At 57.9% G+C, this 23640-nt stretch carries 15 protein-coding genes; 9 read left to right on the forward strand and 6 right to left on the reverse strand.

The genetic code is table 11. From position 1 onward, the window contains the following. Positions 1 to 109: 109 nt before the first annotated feature. The 3 genes from ACZZ0G_RS25505 to ACZZ0G_RS25515 form a co-directional block, all read right to left on the reverse strand. The gene (locus ACZZ0G_RS25505) at positions 110 to 1420 is read right to left on the reverse strand and encodes a glycosyltransferase (RefSeq protein ID WP_463558005.1); all 1311 of its coding nucleotides are present in this window, start codon (positions 1418 to 1420) and stop codon (positions 110 to 112) included. An 82-nt stretch (positions 1421 to 1502) separates the two neighbouring features. After that, positions 1503 to 5396 carry a M35 family metalloendopeptidase gene (locus ACZZ0G_RS25510; protein WP_463558006.1) on the reverse strand — a complete coding sequence of 1298 codons (3894 nt, stop codon included), beginning with the start codon at positions 5394 to 5396 and terminating at the stop codon, positions 1503 to 1505. Between the two features lie 165 nt (positions 5397 to 5561). Continuing rightward, a complete protein-coding gene (locus tag ACZZ0G_RS25515) occupies positions 5562 to 5924 on the reverse strand; it encodes a response regulator (RefSeq protein ID WP_463558007.1) in 363 nt (120 codons plus the stop codon). A 263-nt stretch (positions 5925 to 6187) separates the two neighbouring features. On the opposite strand from ACZZ0G_RS25515, the gene ACZZ0G_RS25520 reads away from it, so the two are divergent. The 6 genes from ACZZ0G_RS25520 to ACZZ0G_RS25545 all read left to right on the forward strand — a co-directional run bounded on the left by ACZZ0G_RS25520 (position 6188) and on the right by ACZZ0G_RS25545 (position 15792). Continuing rightward, positions 6188 to 9679 carry a response regulator gene (locus tag ACZZ0G_RS25520; protein WP_463558008.1) on the forward strand — a complete coding sequence of 1164 codons (3492 nt, stop codon included), beginning with the start codon at positions 6188 to 6190 and terminating at the stop codon, positions 9677 to 9679. Next, positions 9679 to 10512 (forward strand): CheR family methyltransferase, encoded by an 834-nt coding sequence (locus tag ACZZ0G_RS25525; protein WP_463558009.1) that lies wholly within the window; start codon positions 9679 to 9681, stop codon positions 10510 to 10512. The genes ACZZ0G_RS25520 and ACZZ0G_RS25525 overlap by 1 nt, the downstream gene beginning before the upstream one ends. Continuing rightward, positions 10509 to 11102 (forward strand): chemotaxis protein CheB, encoded by a 594-nt coding sequence (locus tag ACZZ0G_RS25530; protein ID WP_463558010.1) that lies wholly within the window; start codon positions 10509 to 10511, stop codon positions 11100 to 11102. Before ACZZ0G_RS25525 ends, ACZZ0G_RS25530 begins: the two co-directional genes overlap by 4 nt. After that, entirely contained in the window at positions 11096 to 12310 is a 1215-nt protein-coding gene (locus ACZZ0G_RS25535) for a hybrid sensor histidine kinase/response regulator (protein WP_463558011.1), read from the forward strand. Before ACZZ0G_RS25530 ends, ACZZ0G_RS25535 begins: the two co-directional genes overlap by 7 nt. 44 nt (positions 12311 to 12354) lie before the next feature. Beyond that, a complete protein-coding gene (locus ACZZ0G_RS25540; protein ID WP_003225116.1) occupies positions 12355 to 12732 on the forward strand; it encodes a response regulator in 378 nt (125 codons plus the stop codon). 96 nt (positions 12733 to 12828) lie between these two features. After that, complete coding sequence (locus ACZZ0G_RS25545) at positions 12829 to 15792, forward strand: RHS repeat-associated core domain-containing protein (RefSeq protein ID WP_463558012.1); 2964 nt, start codon at positions 12829 to 12831, stop codon at positions 15790 to 15792. Positions 15793 to 15799: 7 nt separating this feature from the next. Here the strand turns inward: ACZZ0G_RS25545 and ACZZ0G_RS25550 are convergent, their stop codons facing one another. From ACZZ0G_RS25550 to ACZZ0G_RS25560, 3 genes are all read right to left on the reverse strand, one after another. Continuing rightward, complete coding sequence (locus ACZZ0G_RS25550) at positions 15800 to 17470, reverse strand: ATP-binding protein (protein ID WP_463558013.1); 1671 nt, start codon at positions 17468 to 17470, stop codon at positions 15800 to 15802. Further along, positions 17467 to 18969, reverse strand: coding sequence for an ATPase domain-containing protein (locus tag ACZZ0G_RS25555; RefSeq protein ID WP_463558014.1), 1503 nt, complete (start codon positions 18967 to 18969; stop codon positions 17467 to 17469). Before ACZZ0G_RS25555 ends, ACZZ0G_RS25550 begins: the two co-directional genes overlap by 4 nt. Before the next feature lie 131 nt (positions 18970 to 19100). Further along, positions 19101 to 20156 (reverse strand): tetratricopeptide repeat protein, encoded by a 1056-nt coding sequence (locus tag ACZZ0G_RS25560; protein ID WP_463558015.1) that lies wholly within the window; start codon positions 20154 to 20156, stop codon positions 19101 to 19103. A 170-nt stretch (positions 20157 to 20326) separates the two neighbouring features. Between ACZZ0G_RS25560 and ACZZ0G_RS25565 the strand changes: the two genes are divergently transcribed. From ACZZ0G_RS25565 to ACZZ0G_RS25575, 3 genes are read left to right on the forward strand one after another with little or no spacing between them, the layout of a single operon-like run. Then, positions 20327 to 22462, forward strand: coding sequence for an FUSC family protein (locus ACZZ0G_RS25565; RefSeq protein ID WP_463558016.1), 2136 nt, complete (start codon positions 20327 to 20329; stop codon positions 22460 to 22462). Beyond that, positions 22452 to 22652 carry a DUF1656 domain-containing protein gene (locus tag ACZZ0G_RS25570; protein WP_016987298.1) on the forward strand — a complete coding sequence of 67 codons (201 nt, stop codon included), beginning with the start codon at positions 22452 to 22454 and terminating at the stop codon, positions 22650 to 22652. Before ACZZ0G_RS25565 ends, ACZZ0G_RS25570 begins: the two co-directional genes overlap by 11 nt. Before the next feature lie 4 nt (positions 22653 to 22656). Further along, the gene (locus ACZZ0G_RS25575) at positions 22657 to 23622 is read left to right on the forward strand and encodes an HlyD family efflux transporter periplasmic adaptor subunit (protein WP_463558017.1); all 966 of its coding nucleotides are present in this window, start codon (positions 22657 to 22659) and stop codon (positions 23620 to 23622) included. The last annotated feature ends 18 nt before the right edge of the window (positions 23623 to 23640 follow it).

The following is a 23640-nucleotide window of genomic DNA, read 5'->3' on the forward strand; positions in this document are numbered from 1 at the left end:
TCCTGCGATGGATTTTAAGTTTATAGGGTTGTGCGCGCAGGATGTTTATAACGGGTGTCGGTTAATTGGCAAAGTTGGCTTTTAATGCAATTCGTGTAGAAGTAAATGGTTATGGATTTTCTACTTGCTGGTTGTTACGGTTTTTCGCTTCGATCCATTGCGACATATATTGCGTGCTTTTATGTGAGTGATGGCGAAGCATACTTCCGGTAAAGTTTTTGGCTCTCAGTTCATGCAAATGTTGTTGGCAGTAACGCAGCTTCTCTATCAATGCCAAACCGTGTACGGACTGTTGATATCGTTCATTCAGCAGCGTATATCCCGCCTGGCAGGCCTCCTGCCAACGCGCCTCGTCGTTATAAAGCGCCACGGCATTGTTGGCGAACTCGACCGCGCTGTTCGTCACCGCGCCTGGCCAGGCCTGATTGCCATGCATCGCCTCAGCGCCAACCGGCGTGGTGACGCTGGGTGTGCCACAGAGCATGGCGTCGACCAGTTTGCCCTTGATCCCGGCACCAAAGCGCAAGGGCGCCAGACACACCCGCGCCGCAGACATGACCTGCAACGCATCTTCGGCCCAATTCATGATGTGGAAGCCTTCGCGGGCGTTATGCAGCGCCGTGGCTTTCGGCGGCGTGTACGCGCCGTAGATATGCAATTGTGCCTGGGGCAATTGCTGGCGAATCAGCGGCCAGATCGTACTCTTCATCCAGAGCACGGCATCCCAGTTGGGCGCATGACGGAAGTTGCCGATGCTCAAAAAGTGCGCCCGCTCTGCAAATGTTGCAGGTGTGGCCGCAGGCGGATCGATCATCAACGGGCACCAGTGCAGCAGTTGCCGCGGCAAGCCGAACTGCTCGATCAGCAGTTCAATTTCCACTTCGGAGATCATCAGGTTCAGATCGCATCGATACAGCGCGGCAATTTCGCGTTTGGCCAGATCGGTTTCAGCCATCAGTTCGAACTCGTCGCGCAGGGCGGGGGCAAATACATCACTGAAATCGTTCTGGTCGGGATTATCCTTGAGGCGTGTCTTGAGTCGCTGATGACGCGCATGCCGCAGACTTTGCAGGTCTGAGGTTTCCAGCACGCGCAGCGCCTGAGGGCAGTGTTTTTCAACGCGCCAGCCGAACTGTTCTTCCATCATGAACTGGTCGAACAAGACGATGTCCGGCGCCAGTTCGCTGATGAACTGATCGAAGCTGCTGTTGTTCAGTTCGATAGCGACTTCGCGGATGCCGAGTGCGGCAAGATCCGCCTTGTGCTCGCCTGGGCCGGCCGGGCTACTGAAAGTAATCTCCCAGCCTTGTTGAAGGAATGTTTCGAGGATCTGCATCACATGACCACTGGCAGCGGAAGAGCGCGGCTCGGGCCAGACGTAGCCGATGACCAGGACTTTAGTGGTGCAGGACGGGGTCATGAGGGCAGATCCTTTAAAGCAGGTGAGAAAAAAGGGCGCAATTAAAACACAGCCATTGTGATCGGGTGCGCCCTGTCTCTCTTCATATCGGTTTGGCAAGGTTGAGCAACAGGGGGCCCTTGATGAAATCACCGGGAGCCGTGTTCTTCAATGCGTTTTCCATGGTCGAGAGATTGAATTGAAACGCCGCCGGCGCGGTCTTTTGCTGGTCCAGCAACGAGACGGACAGGGCATAAGAGTCCGCATTCAACAGGGCGGGATGGTCTTGCACCACTTTTGGCAGCCCGTCCCTGATTCTCTTGAACTCGATGTATTCTTCGCGCTTGGCAAAGCGAAAATGGGGGTTGCTCAAATTTTCCGGGTGGGCCTTGTGTGCGTCTCTGGCAAATTCCAGCAGCCCGACGGCGTCAAACTCGGCGGGGGTTACGCCGGCAAGCACTTCGCCGTAGTAGAGATCTAGCGTTCCCGGTGTTCCGTGCGACATCTCATGGACAATGACATCGCCGATAATGGCATCGTCATATTTGGACACTTGATAGAACTCATCCAGATTGTCCGGATAGATCGCCAGAAACTGACCCGCGTTCTTATCTGCTTTAACGCCGGCGTCGACGCCGGCCTTCCAGTGTTTGTAAGTGTCGACACGCAATGCTGCGAGGACTTTCGGCTCATGGGGTCGAAACACCATATTGGTGACATCAACGGAATCGAGATCCTTGCGCATGGCCTGCAAGTTGCGGGTGATGTATTCAATCGCCTCGTCGGAGTCAGTGCCGAAGACATGCTTGAGCAATGAGCGAACCTGGTAGTCATCCTCAGGTACCTGACTAAGCATGCCGATTGTGTTGTCGAGTTTGCTCTTGGCGTGGGGAATGGCTTTGCTCAGATATTCCTGGGTGTAACTGAAGGGTTTTGACCGAGCGAACAATCGTTTCAACGGCGAGAAATTTCCCAGCTTGAGGAACTTCAGGCGTGGCCCCCAGGCGCCGCCGACTTTGAGGTTGAGCGCGTGCCACCGCTTGTTGCGTTCCAGCACGGCGATATCGACGGCCTGACTCACGCCCTGCGCCCCGCGCCAGGTTGCCTGGCGTACATCGGTGAGCCGTTCGACCTTGATCAATTCATAGGCATTTGCACCACTGATCAATTTGCGCAATTGCGCATTGGCTGTTTTCCCCGCACTCAACGCGTTTTCGCCCACGAAGACGATGCCGCGCCCCGCGAGCCGCAGCCCTGTGCGGGCCAGAGTCGACAAGCCATCCAAAGGGTTGATCAACGACAGTGCTGCACGGGCCACGGCTCTGGAGACGTTCAATACCTTGAGCGTGGTTGACCCGGTCTTGGCGGCGATGCTTGCCGCTGTTGCCCCCAGACCAATCAACAATCCGATGATCGACAGGCCGTCCAGCACACACCCCCCAACGCCCTCGGACACCCGGTCCGTGCGCCCCGAACGGATATCTTCAATACATTGTTTAAAAGGCACAGCCACGTTGATCGCCAAGCGTTCAATGGTTTCTATTGTTGTGCGCCATTCCTCCAACTCCGTCTGCACATTCAGCGAGGCGTACAGCTCAGCGCGGCTCGCCACAGGGTGGTTGTTCAGTATGCATTCGGCGATGCCATGGACTTGCGGGGAAAAGAGTAGGGACACCGGCCGGAAGTCCGTGGCGTCCAGATTCAGCTGCCAGAGCTTTTCCACCACCACGCGAGATGTCACGCCACTGCGGGGCTCGCTGCCCTCGCTGTAAGCCGCGAAATCGAGAGGCCAGTCCCGGGCCTTGTTCTTTGCCTGGAAATCGTACCGGCTGCCGGTATACGAGAGTGTCGGGCGAGCATCGATGACTCGGGAGCGTTGCAGTAGCGGCACTAGTTCTGCGCGTTCGCGACACAGACCGCGCAAGCTGAACAGTTCATAGGCGCGCAGTGTGTTGCCATTCTTACCGCACAGGATGATGCCGTAGCGACCTTTCGCTTCGTCACGTGCAAACTGGGTTTCTTCTTGTGGATTGAGCGGATTGACTTCCTTTCTGACGGTGTAGAGCGAGATGTTACCGTTGGTGAGCGCACGGCGATCGCGCTCGGGCATGTTCGAAATGGCCACTTTAATCACCGAGGACATTGCTTCACGCACGCCTTTGTAATAGGTATCGAAGGCTTGATCGAACAATACGCGCGGCGATTCGAGTTCGGACAAGCGGTCAAACGCTTTAGCGGGTGGCTTGAAGTTGCTTTGTCGCTGGAACCGCTCTGTCAACTTGCCATTTTCGATGAGATCGCCGGACAGATAGAGATCCAGTATCGAAAAACGCAGGCGCAGTAGCTTGTTTATCGAATATTCGCTGTTATCGGTCAGGTTAAGCAGCACATCATAAGATTCGCTGAGGATGCCGACCGGATGCGCAGCCTTTAACGCCTCGAGCCAACTGCGATCTTTGAAGCTGCGCAGGTATTTGATGGAAAACCCTTTCCTTTCGAGATAACTGCCATCGGGCATCACCTTCTTCAGGGCCTCAAGGGCGATTTTTCTGCGATCGGGTGGTGTTTGCGACAGGCCCGCTTCAGATTGGCTGAGGATCTCCATGTAGCGCTCGAACTGCGTGGTAGCCATGACCAGCGCAGCCTTTTCGTAATCTTTGGCGGCTCGGTAGTCGATCACTCCATTGAGAACTGCCCAATTGATCGTCGGGGTAAATCCAGCTGCCTGATGCAGTTCGATTTGCTCGGGGGACAGGGGCGCCAGATCTGCAAATGCCTTGATTTGCGTGTACGTCATCAAGCGGGAGGACCCCGGCGAGGCTTGTTCGATCAACGCTACCGCTTGAGCGATGACCACCCAGCCGGGTTTTTCCACGGTCAGATCAGGCGGAATATCGGGTATCAGGAATTCAGCGGCGGCGCCGGCCAATAACAGGTGGGCTGCCAGCGGCGCGCATTCTGGTTCAACCAGGCCGTCGGTAACGAGATGCTGCTCGAGGCTTTCACGCACTTGTGCAGCATGGCGGGTCGCATTGGCCGGTTGATACAGGTCGTAACCATCGAGAACCGGCGTGTTGGTCCGCGACTCCAGATCGATGACCAACGCGGCCTGCAGTATTTCGCGCAGTTGGTTGGCGCGCACTGGCTGATCGTCTGATTCCAGATGCCAGTCGAGGCGCTCATGGAGCATTTGGCCAAGGTCACTGGCAAAGTTCTGTTTCAAACAGTCGCTGATAATGTCGTTCACGTGCTTGCGTTTAGTGGCGATGGGGGGCTGATTGGAATCGGCGATGGACAGTTTTTTCAGAAGGCTGGACCTGCCTTGAGTCGTTTCCTGAATGACCTGCGTGATGATGTCGCGTTTAGCGCGTGATAGATGAAACGGTGAAGCGGCCTCACTGTTTAATAGTTCGTGATAGTCGCCGGAGTCGGGAGGGGCGGGAAGTTCAAAATTCAAATAGGCAACCAACTGTTTAATGTCGCCAATGGTTTGCGGCAGACTCAAACCATGAAAAGCAAGCCATTGCTCAATACCGATGTCGAAACCCGAATAAACATACCCACCGGTTATTTCGGCGAACTCGAACAGCATCGCCGTCTCTGTGCTTCCGCCAATGGGCAGTGCATGTCTGGCCTGTTCAAATATTCCAAAGATATCGCCTTTGTCGTCGACACCGATTTTAGCGTTCGCCGGAAACCCATGAGTTCTGCAAAGATGCAAGAACTCCCTTGTTTCGATCATTTTTTGCATGGCGTGCCGTGCTGGCTTATAGACGTCATCGAACGTGCTGCCGGCGACGTAGGGGAAAAACAGGTTCTGCAGGCTGAGTCGGGCTGTCTCGGGTAAAGACGCGCTTGCGCTGTACTGTCCTAGTGTCATGGCAGCATTCGAACGCAGAACGGCGGCATTCAATGCCTGGACGATGTTTGCTCTTTCCTGTTTGTCGGAAGAAGAACGATCGACGAAAGGGGTGTTATTGATTACGGCGGGGCGCATGCCTTCTATCCTGAGTCGAGTGAGTATCAAGGGCCTTTAGTGATAGCGCTGAATTGTCAGTCGCCAGAAACTAAAGAATTGACTCAGGATAGAACTGCGGTGATGCGTGATTACAGAGTAGGTGCGTTGCAAATTGTGCTTGGATATAACAAGTTGCTTCGGCTGTTAATCGTTCAATACCGCTTTTACTTTGTCGCGCAACTGATCAATTGAAAACGGCTTGCCGATTACATGCATGTCTGCGGGCACATCAATGGTTTCGGCGTAACCGCTGGCAAACAAAATCGGCAGGGTGGGGCGCAACTTGCGTGCTTCGGTCGCCAGCTCACGGCCATCCATACCCGGCAGGCCGACGTCGGTCATCATCAGGTCAATGTGCTGACTCAAATCTTCAAGCTTTTCCAGTGCCTGTTCGCTACCGTCTGCTTCAAGCACCTTGAACTCCAACTCTTCCAGCACATCGACAATCAGCATGCGCACGATGTCATCGTCTTCTACGACAAGGATGGTGGCGTTGGTGGCAGACATATTCAGGCTCTCAAAAGTCAGTTCAGGGTCGCCGGCCGATCAAAAATGCCGGGCTCTTTCATCAGTAAGTGGCGCAGTGCCACAAGTTCCCTGAAGGCAACAAAAAAAGCATAGCCGCAGACGGGGCCGCAAGGATAACTGTTCAAGGCTGCAAAGGTGCCGGTATACGTAGGAATTTGCGGCCAAAGGTGTGAGAAAAATGGATCCATGCCGGTGTTTTGGGGCAAACTCCCTGTTTTTCAACAGTTCGACAAGGCTGCCCCATGTCCTCTCCGTCTACGGTTGATGAGCAACGGTTTCGCAAACTCCTGAGTCGCAACATCAGTCTGCCCTTGGGCGTCGGTGTGCTCAGTGCCGTGTTCTTCGTGTCGCTGATCACATATCTGCTGTCGGTGATCCAGTGGGTGGAGCACACCGACCGGGTGATCAATAACGCCAATGAAGCGGTGAAACTCACCGTGGACCTGGAAACCGGCATGCGTGGTTTTCTGCTCAGCGGTGACGAGCACTTCCTTGATCCGTACGAAACGGCCAAGCCGCGCATTACCGTTGCGCTCAATACGCTGCTTGAACTGACCGCCGACAACCCGGTGCAGACCGATCGTCTGCGTCGTCTGCAAGCGTTGCAGATTGAGTGGGCCAACTACGCACAGTCGATGATTGATCTGCAGCGTTCCAGCGGCGATTTCCGGGGCGCGGTCAAGGCCGGACGTGGCAAGCGCCTGACGGACGAAATTCGCAAGCAATTCGAAGACGTTATCGAGACCGAGCAGGTCCTGCGCACCACGCGCAATGAAGAGGTGCGCCGCACCACGATCTGGAGCATCAGCCTCTACCTCATATTCATCGCCGGTATCAGTGGTTTGCTGGCTTATATCGGCCGTCGTGACCTGGTCAATCTTTCCGACAGCTACAGCGCCACGCTGGACGCTCAACAAGCCAGTGCCGAACGTCTGGAGCAGCAGGCGTGGTTGCGCAATGGCCAGACCGAACTGGCCGAGCAGGTGCTGGGGCAACTGACGCTGAATCTGTTGGGCCGCAATATTCTGCAGTTCTGTGCGCAATACCTCGGCACCGCCGTGGCTGCGCTGTATGTGCGTGAAGAGCACGGTGGCCTCAAGCGTGTGGCCACTTACGGCTTCTCCCGCGAGCAGGAAGAACAGGAACAGTCGATCTACAGCGGCGAAGGCATCGTTGGCCAAGTGGCGCAGCAGGCGCGGCTGATTCGTCTCGATTCGGTGCCGTCGGACTACTTCAAAGTCAGCTCCGGGCTGGGCGAAGGCTTGCCGCACAGTGTACTGGTGGTGCCGACCAGCGATGACGATCGGGTCAATGGTGTGATCGAACTGGGTTTCCTGCGGCCGCTCAATGATCGCGATATCGAACTGCTGGAACTGATTGCCGGCAATATCGGCACCTCCATCGAAGCCGCACGCTACCGCCAGCGCTTGCAGGAAGTGCTGGCCGAAACCCAGCAACTCAACGAAGAGTTGCAGGTGCAGCAGGAAGAGCTGAAAACCGCCAACGAAGAACTGGAAGAGCAGTCACGGATTCTCAAGGAATCCCAGGCGCATCTGGAAACCCAGCAAGTCGAGCTGGAGCAGACCAACGAGCAGCTTGCCGAGCAGGCGCAGACCCTGGCCGAGCAACGCGACGCCATGGACCTGAAAAACACCGAACTCAACCAGGCTCAGGTACAACTCGAAGAGCGCGCTGAAGAATTGCAGCGCTCGAGCAAATACAAGTCCGAATTCCTCGCCAACATGTCCCACGAACTGCGCACACCGCTGAACAGTTCGCTGATTCTCGCCAAGTTGCTGGCGGAGAACCCGCAGGACAACCTCAGCGCCGAACAGGTCAAGTTTGCCGAATCGATCTACTCCGCCGGTAACGACCTGCTCAACCTGATCAATGACATTCTGGATATCTCCAAGGTCGAGGCCGGCAAGCTCGAAGTCATTCCGGAGAACACCAGCGTCGCGCGTCTGGCCGATGGCTTGCGCAGCGTGTTTGAACCGTTGGCGGCAGACAAGCAACTGACCTTCAGCGTCGATATGCAGCCCGGCGCTCCGGGTATGCTCTACACCGACCGCCAGCGTCTGGAGCAGGTGATCAAGAACCTGCTGTCCAACGCCGTGAAGTTCACCGAGAAAGGCACCGTCAGCCTGACCATCGCCGGTCAGCCTGACGATCGCATCGCGTTCATCGTCCGCGATTCGGGGATCGGCATTGCCGCCGATCAACAAGAGAGCATTTTCGAAGCTTTCCGTCAGGCCGACGGCACCACCAACCGCAAATACGGCGGCACCGGTCTGGGCCTGTCGATTTCGCGGGATCTGGCGACATTGCTCGGCGGTTCGATCAGCGTCAGCAGCACGCCAGGGCAGGGCAGTGTGTTCACGCTGGTGTTGCCGCAACAGTTCAACGAGTCCAATGAAGTTCCGTTCGCACCGTTGACCTTTACGCCGCCAGCCACAATGGCCAGCGCGCCGCTGGCACCGGTGGTTTCGCCGTTGACGCCGGTACACATTCCGCGCTTCGCCGATGACCGCAACAAAGCACCCTTCGCCACGCGCTGCATTCTGGTGGTGGAAGACGAGCCGAACTTTGCGCACATCCTCTACGATCTGGCGCACGAGCTCGGCTATCAGTGCCTGGTAGCCCACGGTGCAGATGAGGGTTATGACCTGGCGAAAGAGTTCGTGCCGGATGCCATCCTGCTCGACATGCGCCTGCCGGACCACTCTGGCCTCACCGTATTGCAGCGCCTGAAAGAGCACGCCGAAACCCGGCACATCCCGGTGCATGTGATTTCCGTCGAGGACCGCGTCGAAGCGGCCATGCACATGGGCGCGATCGGTTATGCGGTGAAACCGACCACCCGCGAAGAACTCAAGGATGTGTTCGCTCGTCTTGAAGCCAAGTTGACCCAGAAGGTCAAACGCGTGCTGCTGGTCGAGGACGATGATTTGCAGCGCGAAAGCATTGCGCGTCTGATCGGTGACGAAGACATCGAAATCACCGCCGTCGGCCTTGCGCAGGATGCCTTGGCGCTGCTGCGCACGACCATCTACGACTGCATGGTCATCGACCTCAAGTTGCCGGACATGCTCGGCAATGACCTGCTCAAGCGCATGTCGACCGAAGACATCTGCTCGTTTCCGCCGGTCATCGTCTACACCGGACGCAACCTGACCCGCGATGAAGAGGCCGAGCTGCGCAAATATTCGCGCTCGATCATCATCAAGGGCGCGCGTTCGCCTGAACGCTTGCTCGACGAGGTCACACTCTTTCTGCACAAAGTCGAATCGCAGTTGTCCCATGAACGGCAGAAGATGCTCAAGACCGCGCGCAGCCGCGACAAGGTCTTCGAGGGTCGCAAGGTGCTGCTGGTGGACGACGATGTGCGTAACATTTTCGCCCTCACCAGTGCTCTGGAGACTAAAGGCGCAGTCGTGGTCATCGGCCGGAACGGCCGTGAGGCGATTGAAAAACTGAATGAAGTCGAGGACATCGATCTGGTGTTGATGGACGTGATGATGCCGGAAATGGACGGTTTCGAAGCCACCATTGAAATCCGCAAGGATCCGCGCTGGCGCAAGCTGCCGATCATTGCGGTGACGGCCAAGGCCATGAAGGATGATCAGGAGCGCTGCCTGCAGGCGGGCGCCAATGATTACCTGGCCAAGCCCATCGACCTGGATCGCCTGTTCTCGCTGATTCGCGTGTGGTTACCGAAGATGGAACGCATTTAGTGGAACGCAGTACGCCAGCTGAACGAAACAGTGAAATCGAACTGCGCTTGTTGATTGAGGCGATCTACCTCAAGTACAGCTACGATTTTCGCGATTATTCCGGCGCTTCAATCAAGCGCCGGGTGCAGCATGCGCTGAGCCAGTTCGAGTGCGCGACCATTTCGGCATTGCAGGAAAAAGTCCTGCATGACCCGACGGCGTTCATGCAGTTGCTGCAATTGCTGACGATTCCGGTCAGCGAGATGTTTCGTGATCCGTCGCACTTCCTCGCGATTCGCAAGGAAGTGGTGCCGTTGTTGCGCACCTATCCGTCGATCAAGATCTGGATCGCCGGGTGCAGCACGGGTGAGGAGGTTTATTCGATGGCGATTCTGCTGCGCGAAGAGGGCTTGCTCGATCGCACGATCATCTATGCCACCGACATCAACCCGCGCTCGCTGGACAAGGCCAAGCAGGGGATTTTCTCCATGGAGAATGTTCGCGCGTATACAGCCAATTATCAGCAGGCCGGTGGTCAACGCTCGTTTGCCGATTACTACACGGCGGCGTACGGTTACGCGATTTTCGACAAGAGCCTGTGCGAGAACGTGACTTTTGCCGACCATAGTCTGGCGACCGACAGTGTGTTCTCCGAAACCCAATTGATTTCCTGCCGTAACGTTTTGATCTACTTCAACAAGAAGCTACAGGATCGAGCGTTCGGTCTGTTCCATGAATCGCTTTGCCATCGCGGCTTTCTGGTGCTCGGCAGCAAAGAGACGCTGGATTTTTCCAGCTATGCCAAAGAGTTCGAAGCGTTGGTGAAACAAGAACGGATCTACCGCAAAACATGAACGAGGCCGTGGCTTTACCTCGCGTTGAGGCGATTGTGGTCGGTGCTTCCGCCGGTGGCGTTGAGGCGCTGTTGAGCCTGCTCGGGCCGCTGCGCCGAGGCTACGGGTTGCCGATCATTGTCGTCCTGCACCTGCCCGAAGAGCGCCGCAGCCAGTTGGCCGAGGTCTTCGCCCGGCGTGTAGAGATGCCGGTGCACGAGGCTGCCGACAAACAGGACATCGTTGCCGGCAACGTGTATTTCGCCACGCCGGGTTATCACCTGTCGGTGGAGCAGGATCGCAGCCTGTCGTTGAGTCTTGAGGACCGCGTGCATTATTCCCGGCCATCGATCGACTATCTGTTTGAATCAGCCGCCGACGCGTACGGTGCAGCACTGGCCGCTGTGCTGCTGACCGGCGCCAATCACGATGGCGCGCGCGGGTTGGCCGAGGTCAAACGCTGCGGCGGCTTGACCATCGTTCAGGATCCCGAAGAGGCGCAAGTCGCCACCATGCCTCTGGCTGCACTGAAGGTTCAGCAGCCGGATCATGTCCTACCCATTCACGGCATCGGCCGTCTGCTTGTCGAGCTGGAACGAATCGCATGCTGAGTAATATCCAAGCCAAACTGCTGATCGTCGACGATCTGCCGGAGAACCTGCTGGCACTCGAAGCGCTGATCAAGCGTGAAGACCGTACCGTCTACAAAGCGTTGTCGGCGGATGAAGCGCTGTCGCTGCTGCTGCAGCACGAATTCGCCATGGCCATCCTCGACGTGCAGATGCCGGGCATGAACGGCTTCGAGCTCGCCGAGTTGATGCGCGGCACCGAGAAAACCAAGAACATTCCGATCATTTTCGTCAGCGCCGCCGGGCGTGAACTGAATTACGCGTTCAAGGGTTACGAAAGTGGGGCGGTGGACTTTCTGCACAAGCCGCTGGATATCCATGCGGTGAAGAGCAAGGTCAACGTCTTTGTCGATCTGTATCGCCAAAGCAAAGCGATGAAACAGCAGGTCGAAGCGCTGGAGCAGGCCCGTCGCGAGCAGGAAGCACTGCTGCAACAACTGCAAAGCACGCAGTTGGAGCTCGAGCAAGCGGTGCGTATGCGCGATGACTTCATGTCCATCGTCGCCCATGAAGTGCGTACACCGCTGAACGGCCTGATCCTCGAAACCCAGTTGCGCAAGATGCACCTGGCCCGTGACAACGCTGCCGCGTTTACCCTCGATAAGATGCACGCCATGGTCGACCGCGATGAGCGGCAGATCAAAAGCCTGATCCGTCTGATCGAAGACATGCTCGACGTGTCGCGCATTCGCACTGGCAAACTGTCGATCCGGCCGAGCCGTTTCGACTTGGTGCAATTGGTGAGCAATCTGCTGCAAAACTTCGCGCCACAGATCGAGGCCGCGGAAACCGAAGTTTCATTTACCGCGCCAAACCCGGTGGAAGGTAACTGGGACGAATTCCGTATCGAGCAGGTGGTGACCAATCTGCTGACCAACGCCTTGCGCTATGGCGGTCGGAGTCCGATTCAGGTGCGGGTTTACCGTGAAGGCGATGAGGCACGGGTCGAGGTGCAGGATCGTGGCATTGGCATCAGCCAAGAGAACCAGAAACGTATTTTCCAACAGTTCGAACGGGTTTCCGCCAAGACGGTAGTGGCCGGGCTCGGGCTGGGTCTGTTCATTTCCGAGCAGATCGTCGCCGCCCATGGCGGCTCCATCGTCGTCGAGAGTGAAATCAACGAAGGCGCCCAGTTTCGCGTTTGTCTGCCAATTCAGGAAAACGGCACATCCGACGCAACCTCTGATTGACCGTACGGTCGTATCAGCAGCTATTGACCGAACAAAGGCTTCCCATGAGCGTAGATGCACAAGATGTAGTACTCGTCGTCGAGGACGAACCGGTTATCTTGATGGTCCTGACGGATTACCTGTCGGGGCAGGGGTATCGCGTGTTGCAGGCCGAAAACGGCGAGCAGGCGTTCGAGATTCTTGCGAGCAAGCCACATCTGGACATGTTGATCACCGACTTCCGTTTGCCGGGCGGTATCTCCGGGGTGCAGATCGCCGAACCGGCGGTCAAGTTGCGCCCGGATCTCAAAGTGATTTTCATCAGTGGTTATCCGCAGGAAATCCGCGAAACCGGCAGCCCGATCACGCGCAAGGCGCCGATCCTGGAAAAGCCGTTTGATCTGGATGTGTTGCAGGAAAAGATTCAGGAATTGCTCGCCTGAATACACGACGAATGGCGCCATACCTGTAATTTCTGACAGTTGACGCCATCACGGCGCAAGCTCATAAAAGACCTCATTCGCGATTGAGGTCGATTCATGCACCGGAACACGCCCCAAATCACTGTGTATGACGCTCGCGGCGCAGTGGCGCGCACGGTTGCCTATTGCAGACGTTCTGCCGAGGATGATTCGCAGGCGTACGTTAGCCAAACCGTCGACGACTTCAAGCATCGGGCCAGGCACAGTCGCGATCCCCGACTGTTTGCGCTGTTTCGAAACGATCCATCGACACCGGCCAACGAAACCAGCGTCACGAGCCTGTCCGGTGCGTCGCTGTTGTCCGTCAATAGTGACGCGGGCTGGCGGTTGAGTTTGTCCGGGGCCTCCGGTCTGCCAATTGATACCTGGGATCAGAAGCTCAATCACCATCGCATCGACTATGACCAACTGTTGCGGCCAGCATCGGTTTTCGAGGATGAGGCGCAGGGGGCGGTGCGCCGCAGCGAATGCTTTTCCTATGCGGATAGCAGCGCCGAGTCGGCATCGCACAACCGCTGCGGACAGTTGATTCGTCATGACGACACCGCAGGCACTGAAAATTTCGACGAGTTCAGCCTCCTCGGATTGCCCCTGAAGCAGGCTCGGCAGTTTCTCGACACACTGGATCTGCCGGACTGGCCGCAGAGTCAGGCCCTGCGCGAGATCTTGCTGGAGCCTGAGGCCGCAGTCACCCGCACGGGCTATAACGCCGTCGGCGAGCCGGTCTATGTTCTGGATGCCTTGGGCAATGAACAATGTTCGCGTCAGTCCTTGGCCGGTGCGCTTTCCGAAAGCCTTTTGAAGCTGGCGGGTGCTGATCAATACAGCAGACTGGTCGGTGACGTTCACTACAACGCCGCCGGCCAGGTAGAGCAGCAAACAGCGGGGAACGGGGTCATCACGCGCAGCACGTTCCAGGCAGAAAGCGGGCTCCTGAGCACGTTGATCGCCCAGGTCGCAGGCCGGCCCCTGCTACAAAGTCTGACGTACAACTATGATGCGGTGGGTAATCTGATCAGTGTCACAGACAGGGCACAGCCGATCCGATACTTTCGAAATGAGCGCATCGTTGCGGTCAATACCTACCGTTACGACTCCCTTTATCAACTGATTGAAGCCAGTGGCTGGCAGCGGATCAATGCGCCAGCAGGCCCGCAATTGCCCGAATTCGTCTCTCCGCCAGATCCCAATCAGTTGGAAAACTATCTGCAAACGTACCATTACGACGAAAGTGGAAATCTGCTGACAATGCACCACCATGCAGGAAGTGGTCAGCGCACCGAGTGTACTGCTGTGGCCGCATTCAGCAATCGCAGTTTGCCGTATACCGCCAACGGTGACCGGCCGGGAGAACAAGAGATAGCCGCCGGGTACGACGCCAATGGAAACCTCAATGTGTTGCAAAAGGGTCAGAATTTACGCTGGGGCAGTCGCAACCAACTGCTTCAGGTCGATCAGGTCGTCCGTGCCGACTCGGCCAACGATGGCGAGTGCTATATCTATAACGGTGAAGGCCAACGGGTATGCAAAATCCGCACAACCGACAGCGTCAATCTGATCCGCCTGCATGAAACCCGATATATGCCCGGGCTGGAAATCCGTAAAACCCCCGAGCAAATCCTGCATGTCATCAGCGCTCAGGCCGGTCGCTGCACCGTGCAGGTTTTACATTGGGAGCAAGGCAGGTCGGCGCGGATCGATAAAGATCAACAACGCTACATCCTTAACGATCACCTGAACTCCAGCACTCTGGAACTTGATGCCAATGCGCAACTCATCAGTCAGGAAAGTTACTACCCGTATGGCGGCACAGCCTGGTGGGCCGGGCGTGACAAGGTAGAAGCCAGTTACCGGACGGTGCGCTATTCGGGCCAGGAGCGGGATGCGACAGGCTTGTATTACTACGGGTTTCGCTATTACCTGCCGTGGCGTCAACGATGGCTGAGTGCCGACCCGGGTGGTGTTCACGACGGGCTGAATTTGTATCGTATGGTGGGCGGAAACCCGATCGGTTTCGTCGACTTGCAAGGGTTGAGCAAGACCCGGGTTACCAAGGGTGAGCGCGGCAAAGCTGTAGCAGCCGGGGTGATCCGCGGGGCGATCAAGGGTATCGCCGGGAACCGGGCCAAACACTTGGCAAAAATGGGCCTTAATGCCGCTTTGGGTCAGTTGGCTCGTTATCCCTTGGCGATCATGACTGGCGCTTCGTTAGCTTATGCATCAGCAGCCAGCGCCGCGCATGTTCTTGACGAGCGTGGAACCGGTGGCATGGGGAAACATCTGGCCGTGGGAGCGATGGGGGCGTTGGGTTTTGCCACTGGTTTTACAGGCGGTTTTGTCAATGCTGATCCGATCGGTGTGTTGAGTGACGTTGCAAAGGATCTGGGTGGGGTGACCGCTGGCAGGGTTGTCTCTCGTTTCGGGCCTTCGATTGCTTATGACGCCAGCGCCACCTTGGGATCACAAGCTATCAATATGGTCGCCAGCCTGGGCGTCAATTTCGTTGAGGGTATGTGGCTGGGGCCGGTATCGAAGAGCGTGAACCCGATCTTGAGGTCCGCCGTCAATGGCGCTTTGAAAAGCTTCGTCGGTGACAATATCCGTGCTTCGGAATTTGTCCCGGCCAGTTACAAGGAAAGCAGGCACGGCGATCCGGTGAGTTTTCCAACCCTATCGGGGACACAAAAAGCCGCAAAGACATTTTTGCATGACACGGCGATGTCCTCGGTTTATGGCCTCGGCAACACGGGTATCAATAGCTTGGTGACGCTCTCATTGGGTGAAAGTACCGGCGATTCAACGCTGCGAGCAGGCCTGGACAATCTTCAGGTCGCCAATGAGGCCGATGCAGTTGTGGGGGAGATAGTGCTGTCAGGTGCGCGTCTGGATGAAGTGAACGCCATCCCCAACGAAACAACCTCTAAAGCGAGCACGGGAGATAATTTGCAAGCTGCGCAAGAAAAACGAGCGACGCGCAGCCTGCGCAGGAACGGCATGGAAATGCACCCGATGAATCCTTGACGGCGCATCACTGCCGGATCATCTCCCTGACCTTGGCGGTCAGCAGATCGAACGTGAATGGTTTGGTGATCATCTGCATCCCCGAATCGAGGAACCCGCCGCGCACTGCTGCGTGCTCGGCGTATCCGGTGATAAACAAAACCTTCAGACCTGGCCGATACTGTCGGCCAACCTCCGCCAGTTGCCGGCCGTTCATGCCCGGCAGGCCGACATCACTGATCAGCAGATCGATGCGCTGCGTCGAGTTCAGAATCGGCACGGCGCTGTCGGCATCCCACGCTTCGACAAAGGCATAACCCAACTCACCGAGCACCGCGCAAACCAGCACGCGCACGGCCGGGTCATCTTCGACGATCAGTACGGTTTCGCCGTCCAGCGCATCCGGAGCCTGTTGAATGTCTGTGTCGGGACTTTCCAGTTCTTCACCGCGAAAACGTGGAAGGTAGAGCCTGACCGTGGTGCCCTCATCGATTTCACTGTCAATCGACACATGACCACGGGACTGTTTGCTGAAACCGTAGATCATCGACAGGCCCAGCCCCGTGCCCTGGCCGATCGGTTTGGTGGTGAAGAAAGGGTCGAACGCACGATTGATGACACTCTGCGGCATGCCGCTGCCATTGTCGGTGACGCTGAGCATCACGTAATCACCGGGTTCGAGGTTGCTGTAGGCCTCGGTGAATTCGCGTTTGAGCACCTGATTGCTGGTCTCGACCACCAGTTTGCCGCCGTCGGGCATGGCATCGCGGGCATTGATCACCAGGTTGAGCAGGGCGCTTTCCAGTTGATTGGGATCGGCCTCCGCGACCCAGAGTTTGTCGTTGAGGCGCATGTCCAATTGAATGCTTTCGTTGAGGCTGCGTTGCAGCAGTTCACCCATGGACAGCACCAGCGTGTTCATCTGCACGGCTTTGGAGTCGAGCGACTGCCGCCGGGAAAACGCCAGCAAACGGTGGGTCAGGCTCGCAGCGCGGTTGGCCGACGTCACACCCAGATCGATCAGACTGTCGAGGTCGTCCAGACGCCCACGGGCCAGGCGCCGACGCAGCAACTCGAGGCTGCCGATGATGCCGGTCAGCATGTTGTTGAAGTCGTGGGCGATACCGCCGGTGAGTTGGCCGACCGCTTCCATTTTCTGTGACTGACGCAGGGCTTCTTCGTTGTGCCGCAGTTGCGCGGTGCGCTCCTCGACCTGTTGCTCAAGGGTTTCCAGGGTCGATTGCAGGCGCCGTTCGCTTTCGCTCAGGTCGATCAGCCGATCGCGTGCCTCGTATTGTCGTCGTCGACCGCGCAACGCGGCCGAGACCATACTGACCAGTGTCGCCGGATGAAACGGGCGTTCAAGGAAGGTCACGTTGCCGAGCAGATCGCTCAGGCGCGAGGAGGGGCCTTGTTCCTGACCGCCGTGGTGGGTCAGCAGCACAATCGGCAGATCCGACCAGGCGGGTTGCTGTTCCAGATGCAGAAACAGCGCTTCCACTTCCGGTCCGCGCAACGCTTCGGCGGCGACCAGCACCAGACCGGCACCCAGCTCGAGTTCCGTACACAACGACCCCAGACCGGGGGTGACCATTCCTTCGTAACCGGCCTCGTTGAGGATCATCAGCGCAATCTGGCTGTCGCGACCCACGGGCGCCAGAATCAGCGCCCGTTCGGCCAGCGGCACCTGGACCGTCACAAGGTTTCTTCCTGCAGCAATGGGTTGCTCGCGCCGAGGTAGGTGGGGACGCCACGCAGTACGCCCTGGAAAGCTTCCAGCGGTTCGCCGATGGTCATGCCTTGCGTGGAAATGCGGTATTCACGAATGGTCGATTCGTGGCTGCCGGTGCGTTTCTTGATGATCGAGATCGCGCGGCGGACTTTGCCCAGTGCTTCGAAGTAGCGCAACAGAATCACCGTGTCAGCCAGATAAGTAATGTCGACCGGCGCTTGCATGTCGCCGACCAGACCATGCTGGGCAACTGTCATGAACGTCGCCGCGCCTTTGCGGTTCAGGTATAGCAACAACTCGTGCATGTGCAGCACCAGCGCGTTTTCTTCCGGCATGGCGGCCTGATAGCCGTTGATGCTGTCGATGACCACGGTTTTGATTTGACCTTCATCGACGCAGCGCCGCACGCGATGGGAGAACTCGCCCGGCGACAGCTCGGCGGCGTCGACCTGTTCGATCAGCAGATTGCCGGTGGCCTGCAATGCCTTGAGGTCGATGCCGATGTTCTTCATGCGTTCGAACAGCAGTCCGAGCTCTTCGTCGAAGATAAACAGCGCTGCCTTTTCGCCGCGTCCCACGGCAGCGGCGGCGAAGATCATCGAGATCAGCGATTTACCGGTACCGGCAGGACCGAGAATCAGCGTACTTGAACCGGTCTCGATACCGCCGCCGAGCAGCGCGTCCATTTCCGGAATGCCGCTGGTCAACTGTAGGCGCGCGTATTCGCCGCGGTGTTCAGCCGCCACCAGGCGTGGGAACACATGCACGCCATCACCCATGATGGTGAAGTCGTGGAAACCGCCGCGATACTTCTGGCCACGGTACTTGACCACCCGCACGCGTCGGCGCTCGGCACCGTAATTGGGCGTCAGTTCTTCGAGGCGGATCACCCCGTGAGCCACACTGTGCACGGTTTTGTCGAGGGACTCGGTGGTCAGGTCGTCAAGCAGCAGCACGGTGGCGTTGTAGCGCACGAAGTAATGCTTGATGGCCAGAATCTGCCGGCGATAACGCAAGGAGCTCTGCGCCAGCAAACGAATTTCCGACAGGCTGTCGAGCACCACACGCGTGGGCTTGAAGCGTTCCACCGCTTCGAAAATCTGCTTGGTGGCTTCGCCCAGTTCCAGATCGGAAGAGTACAGCAGGCTCTGCTGGTGTTCCGCATTGAGCAGGCTTTCCGGCGGCGTCAGCTCGAAGATCTTGATGTTGTCATCCAGCGTCCAGCCGTGGGACAACGCCCCTTGCCTCAATTCGCGCTCGGTTTCCGAGAGCGTGATGTACAACGAGCGTTCGCCGGCTTTCGCGCCAGCGAGGAGAAAATGCAAAGCGACCGTGGTTTTGCCGGTACCGGGTTCACCCTCCAGCAAGAAAACATGACCGCGAGACAAGCCACCGGCCAGGATGTCATCCAGACCCACAATGCCGGTAGCGGCTTTCGCACTGATCAACTCGTTAGAAGTAGACAAAAAATGCCCTCTCATGACTAAGGGAAGCGAGGCCGCCAACTAATCGAGCGGCCTGAATAACTTGACCTTGCGCCGTGATGGCAGTTCCGAAATTCCTTGCCAAATGTGTCGATCGAGCTGTCAAAAGTGGCTCAGAGACCCTGCTGCAAGGCCGGGTCATCCGGGTTGAGCTGTTCCAGCTGCGCCAACAGAATCTGCACGTTCTGCAATTGTCCGCTTTCTTTCCAGTAGTTGATCAGCAAAACCCGCGCCTTGCGGTCTGCGGGATGGCGCTGAACGATTTCCTGCAACTGGTTTTGCGCCGCCTCCAGTTCTTCGGCGCTGTGCAGGGTGGTAGCGAGGTCGTAGCGGTAATCCTTGTTGTCCGGCTCAAGCTCGACCGCTTTGGACAAGCCGAGCAGGGCGTATTCGCGCTGATCGTGGTGCAACAGCCAAAGCCCCAGAGCATGTTGCAGATAGGCAGAGTCAGGTTGTGCCTTGAGTTGCCGGCCCAACAGTTGCCGGGCGGCATCGGTTTGGCCCTGGCGGTCGAGGACATCGATCTGCATCACCAGCGCCGGCAGATTGCCGGGCTCCAGGCGCAGGGTATTGTCGAGTGCGACCTGTGCTTCTTTGAACTCGGCGTTGTGAATATGCAGTCGGGCCAATTGCGCGTAGTTGGCGGCGCTTTCCGGTTGTGCCTTGAGCGTTTGTTCCCAAGCGTCGATCGCCTGTTGCAGCGGCGCGAAATACAGGCCCAGTTCATCCGGCGTCAAGCCGAGCAGGGCATTGACCGCGGCAAAGCGCACAGTTTGATCTTCATCCTCGAGCATAGGCCCGAGCAACAGACTGCGTTGCCCGCCCGGCACCAGTCCAACCACGCTTTTGATCGCCGCCAAGCGTACGGCGGGGGCTTCGTTTTGCAGGTCGCTGTCGGCCAGTTTCAACGCTTGCGGGCTTGGGTAGTTGGGCAGCTCACCGTGCAGCCAGACGCGGCGCTTGACCGAGATGTCCGGCCGGCCCAGTTGCTGATACAACTGACGCGCCGCGCCCGGTTGTCCCTTGCGCGCGGCATCGAGCGCTTCGCTATAGCCGTGCTTGATCGCATCGGGGATCACCGGGACGGTGCTGCGCACCGACAACCAGGCCACGACGACGACAAGCACAAGGCCCAGGCTGATAAGCAGGTAGCGGCGAGACTGAGGCATGCAGGTTTCCGAAACAGGCGTTCTTGATCAGAGCGGCAAGCTTCGGTCAGCTTCGGCCATGAGTCAAACCCTCGCATGCGAATCGCCCTACAAACTGCGTCGACTCAGTTACCCGTCAGGCTTTCGATGCAGTGTCTACGCTTGCAGAAGTCGCTTCGATGAGTGTGCCCATGCAAGCCCTGTTCAATTACTTCAAAGCCGTGATCCACCCCGGCCAGGCCGTCCTGCTGTTTGCCCTGCGGACCATTGCAGCGGGGTTGCTGACGCTGTATCTGGCGTTTCTGTTCGATCTCGATCAGCCCAAGTGGTCGATCATGGCGGTGGTCATTGTCAGCCAGCCGTTGGCCGGGATGGCGCTGGCGCGCAGTTTCGGCCAAGTCATCGGCACGTCTCTCGGGGCGATGGTGGCGGTGTTGATCATGGCGATCTTTCCCCAGGCACCGCTGCCATTCATTACCACCCTGGCCTTTTGGCTCGCGCTGTGTACAGCAGGCGGTACGTTGCTGCGCTACACCAGTTCACAAGCGTTCGTACTCAGTGGTTACACCGCCGTGGTGGTGGCGCTACTGGCAATTCCGGATCAGGACGGGACCTTTTTATTGGCCGTTACCCGCGTTACCGAAACCTTGCTGGCGGTGGCGTGTGTCTGCGTGGTGAGTCTGCTCACGGCGCGGCCGGAAGCGGTGGCCAAAGGGTACTTCGCCAAGGTCGATCAAGTGATCAAACTGGCTGCCAGCCATGCCGCTGCGGTGCTGCGCACGGAAGAAAGCGAAGCGGATTTTCAGCGTAGGCAAATGCAACTGCTCGGGGAGATCGGTGCCTTGGAGGGCCTGCGTAGGCATCTGTATTTTGATGCGCCACGTCTGCGCAGTGCCAACAACCTGGTGCTGTTGCTGGGTAATCAATTGATGTTGCTGACCTCGCGGTTGACCGCTTTGCGTCATCAGCGCGAGTTGCTCACCGCGCGCTGGGAAGGCGATCTGCCACAGAACATCCAGCAACTGCGTGCCGAGGAGTTGGCCTTGCTCGATCAGTTGGCACAACAAGGTCGGTCGCTACCTGCCGAGGCGCGACATCAGTTCATTACGCTCCAGCAACAGTTCGAAGCGTTGGCTTACCAGGCCGAACAGCTCACCGAAGACATGAGCGCCACCCTGCGTTCGCTGGCGTGGGCGTTGCGCTGGGAACAGGCGCGGCTGTTGCACCAGTTGGAGCAGATACTGGAGCTGAGCGACGCCATCCAGGATGGCCGCGAAGCCAGTTGCCTTTATCGCGGTCAGGCCAGCCCGCTGCACCTGGATTTCACTCTAGCGTCGATGAACGCCATCCGCGCCTTCACCGCGTTGCTGGTGGCCGGGTTGATCTGGATCGAAACGGCGTGGGACGGCGCGCGGGGCGGAATGATTCTGGTGGGTATCCTCTGTTCGCTGATGGCGACGTTTCCGCGACCCTTGATAGCCGCGCAGAGCTACGCACGGGGGTTGGGATTGGCGTTGCTGGTGTCGGCGCTGTATCAGTTCATGCTGGTGCCGTCGATCAGTGACTTCGAACCGTTGGCGCTGATGATCGCGCCGTTGTTGTATGTCATCGCCGTGGGACTGGCGAGCCCTGCGACAGCGGGTATCGGCATGGGGCTGGGCTTGTCGAGTTTCCTGATGATCGGCCCGCAGAATGTCGGTACCGGGCAGAACACTGCCATTCAATGGTTCGAGTTCGCCGGCGCCTATGTCAGCGCGGCGATGCTGGCGTTGATCGTATACGCATGGATTTTTCCGTTCCGCCCGGCTCTGCGAATTCGTCGTTTGTACAACGAAGCGCGCGAACAGGTGTATGCCTTGAGCAAGTTGCCGGCCACCGATGAACAGCAATTTGCCTTTGAAAGTCGTATGGTCGACCGCCTGACCAGCATGCTCGGCCTGCTGCCGGCGCTGAACAGCCGTGCCATGCAGCAACTGTATGAAATCAGCCTGGCGTGCGTCGCACTGGGTGTGGCGATGCACCAGTTGCGGCAGCAGGCGCACAACAATGCGCTGCTGACGGACGCCTTCACTCAGCGTCTGGTTTCGGCCGTGCACAAGACCGGGCGCTTTGTTGCCGGGCGTCAGGATGTGCAACTGGCGCCGTTGTTGGCCACCCTGCACATATTGGGCGACGAACTGGATGAACTGCACGTCGCCAGCCATGAGCATGTGTGGTCGCTGTTTCGAATGCGTGTCGCCCTGTTGATCGTGGTGTCATTTTTGCAGCGCCACGGTGACGCTATCCAGCACTCTGTCCCGGAAGGAGAAGCGGCCCTTGCCCATTGATTTCGAGATCGGCGGCGTCTACCTGCCGCCCATTGCCCAGGCGTTGTTGTTGGCCATACCGATATTCATGGTTCTGGATTGGGGGCTGCGGCGTCTTGGCGTACTGCGTCTGGTCTGGCATGAAGCGCTGTTCGAAGGCGCTTTGTATGCCTGCGTCTGTGCCACGCTGATTTTGCTGATGGGAGCCTGATGCCTTGAAAGTGTTATTCACGCGATTGATCACCTTGGCGGTGGTGCTGCTGGCGATCGTGCTCGGCTGGTTTGCCTGGGAACATTACACCCGTGCGCCGTGGACTCGCGATGCACGGGTCAGAGCAGATGTGGTGACGTTGTCGGCGGATGTCTCCGGGCGGATAGTCAGTCTGGCGGTGCAGGACAACCAGCATGTCGACAAGGGCCAGTTGCTGATGGAGATCGACCCGGCGCGCTACCGCCTGGCGGTTGAGCACTCGCGCCGCGAGGTGGAAGTGGCGAAGGCAACGCTGGGCCAGTCGCAGGCGGCGATCGTTGCCAGTGAAGCCTTGCTCAAACAGCGGCAAAGTGAAGAGCGACGGCGACGGACGCTCAAACAGGGGTTTGCGATTTCCGGGGAAGAGTGGGAGAAATCCAGCACCGATGTGGCGGTGGCCCAGGCGGACCTGTTACGCAATCAGGCCAATCTCGGCTTGGCTGAGGCCAACGTGCAGTTGGCGATTGCCGCATTGACCCAGGCCGAACTGGACCTGCAGCGCACCCGTGTCGAGTCGCCAGTCAGCGGTTACGTGACCAACCTCTTGACCCGTGAGGGTGACTACGCAGTGAGCGGCGGCGCTTTGTTGGCGCTGGTCGACGGTGACTCGTTCTATATCAGTGGTTATTTCGAAGAAACCAAACTACCGCGAATCGGCGAGGGCGATCGGGTACGAGTGCAATTGATGAGCGGTGAGACCTTCGGCGGCACGGTGCAGAGCATCGCCTTCGCCATTGCCGACCGCGAAAACGCACCGGGCAGTCGGCTGCTGGCCAATATCAACCCGAGTTACACCTGGGTGAAACTGGCGCAGCGGGTGCCGGTGCGAATCGAAATCGATGGCGACTACTCCGGCAAAAACCGCCTGCGTGCGGGCACCACAGCGACCGTCACCGTACTGGAAAACCCCCAATCTGAAGAACACCGTTAACTCTGTGAGAGCGAGCCT

The sequence above is a fragment of the Pseudomonas sp. AC169 genome (assembly GCF_979258515.1).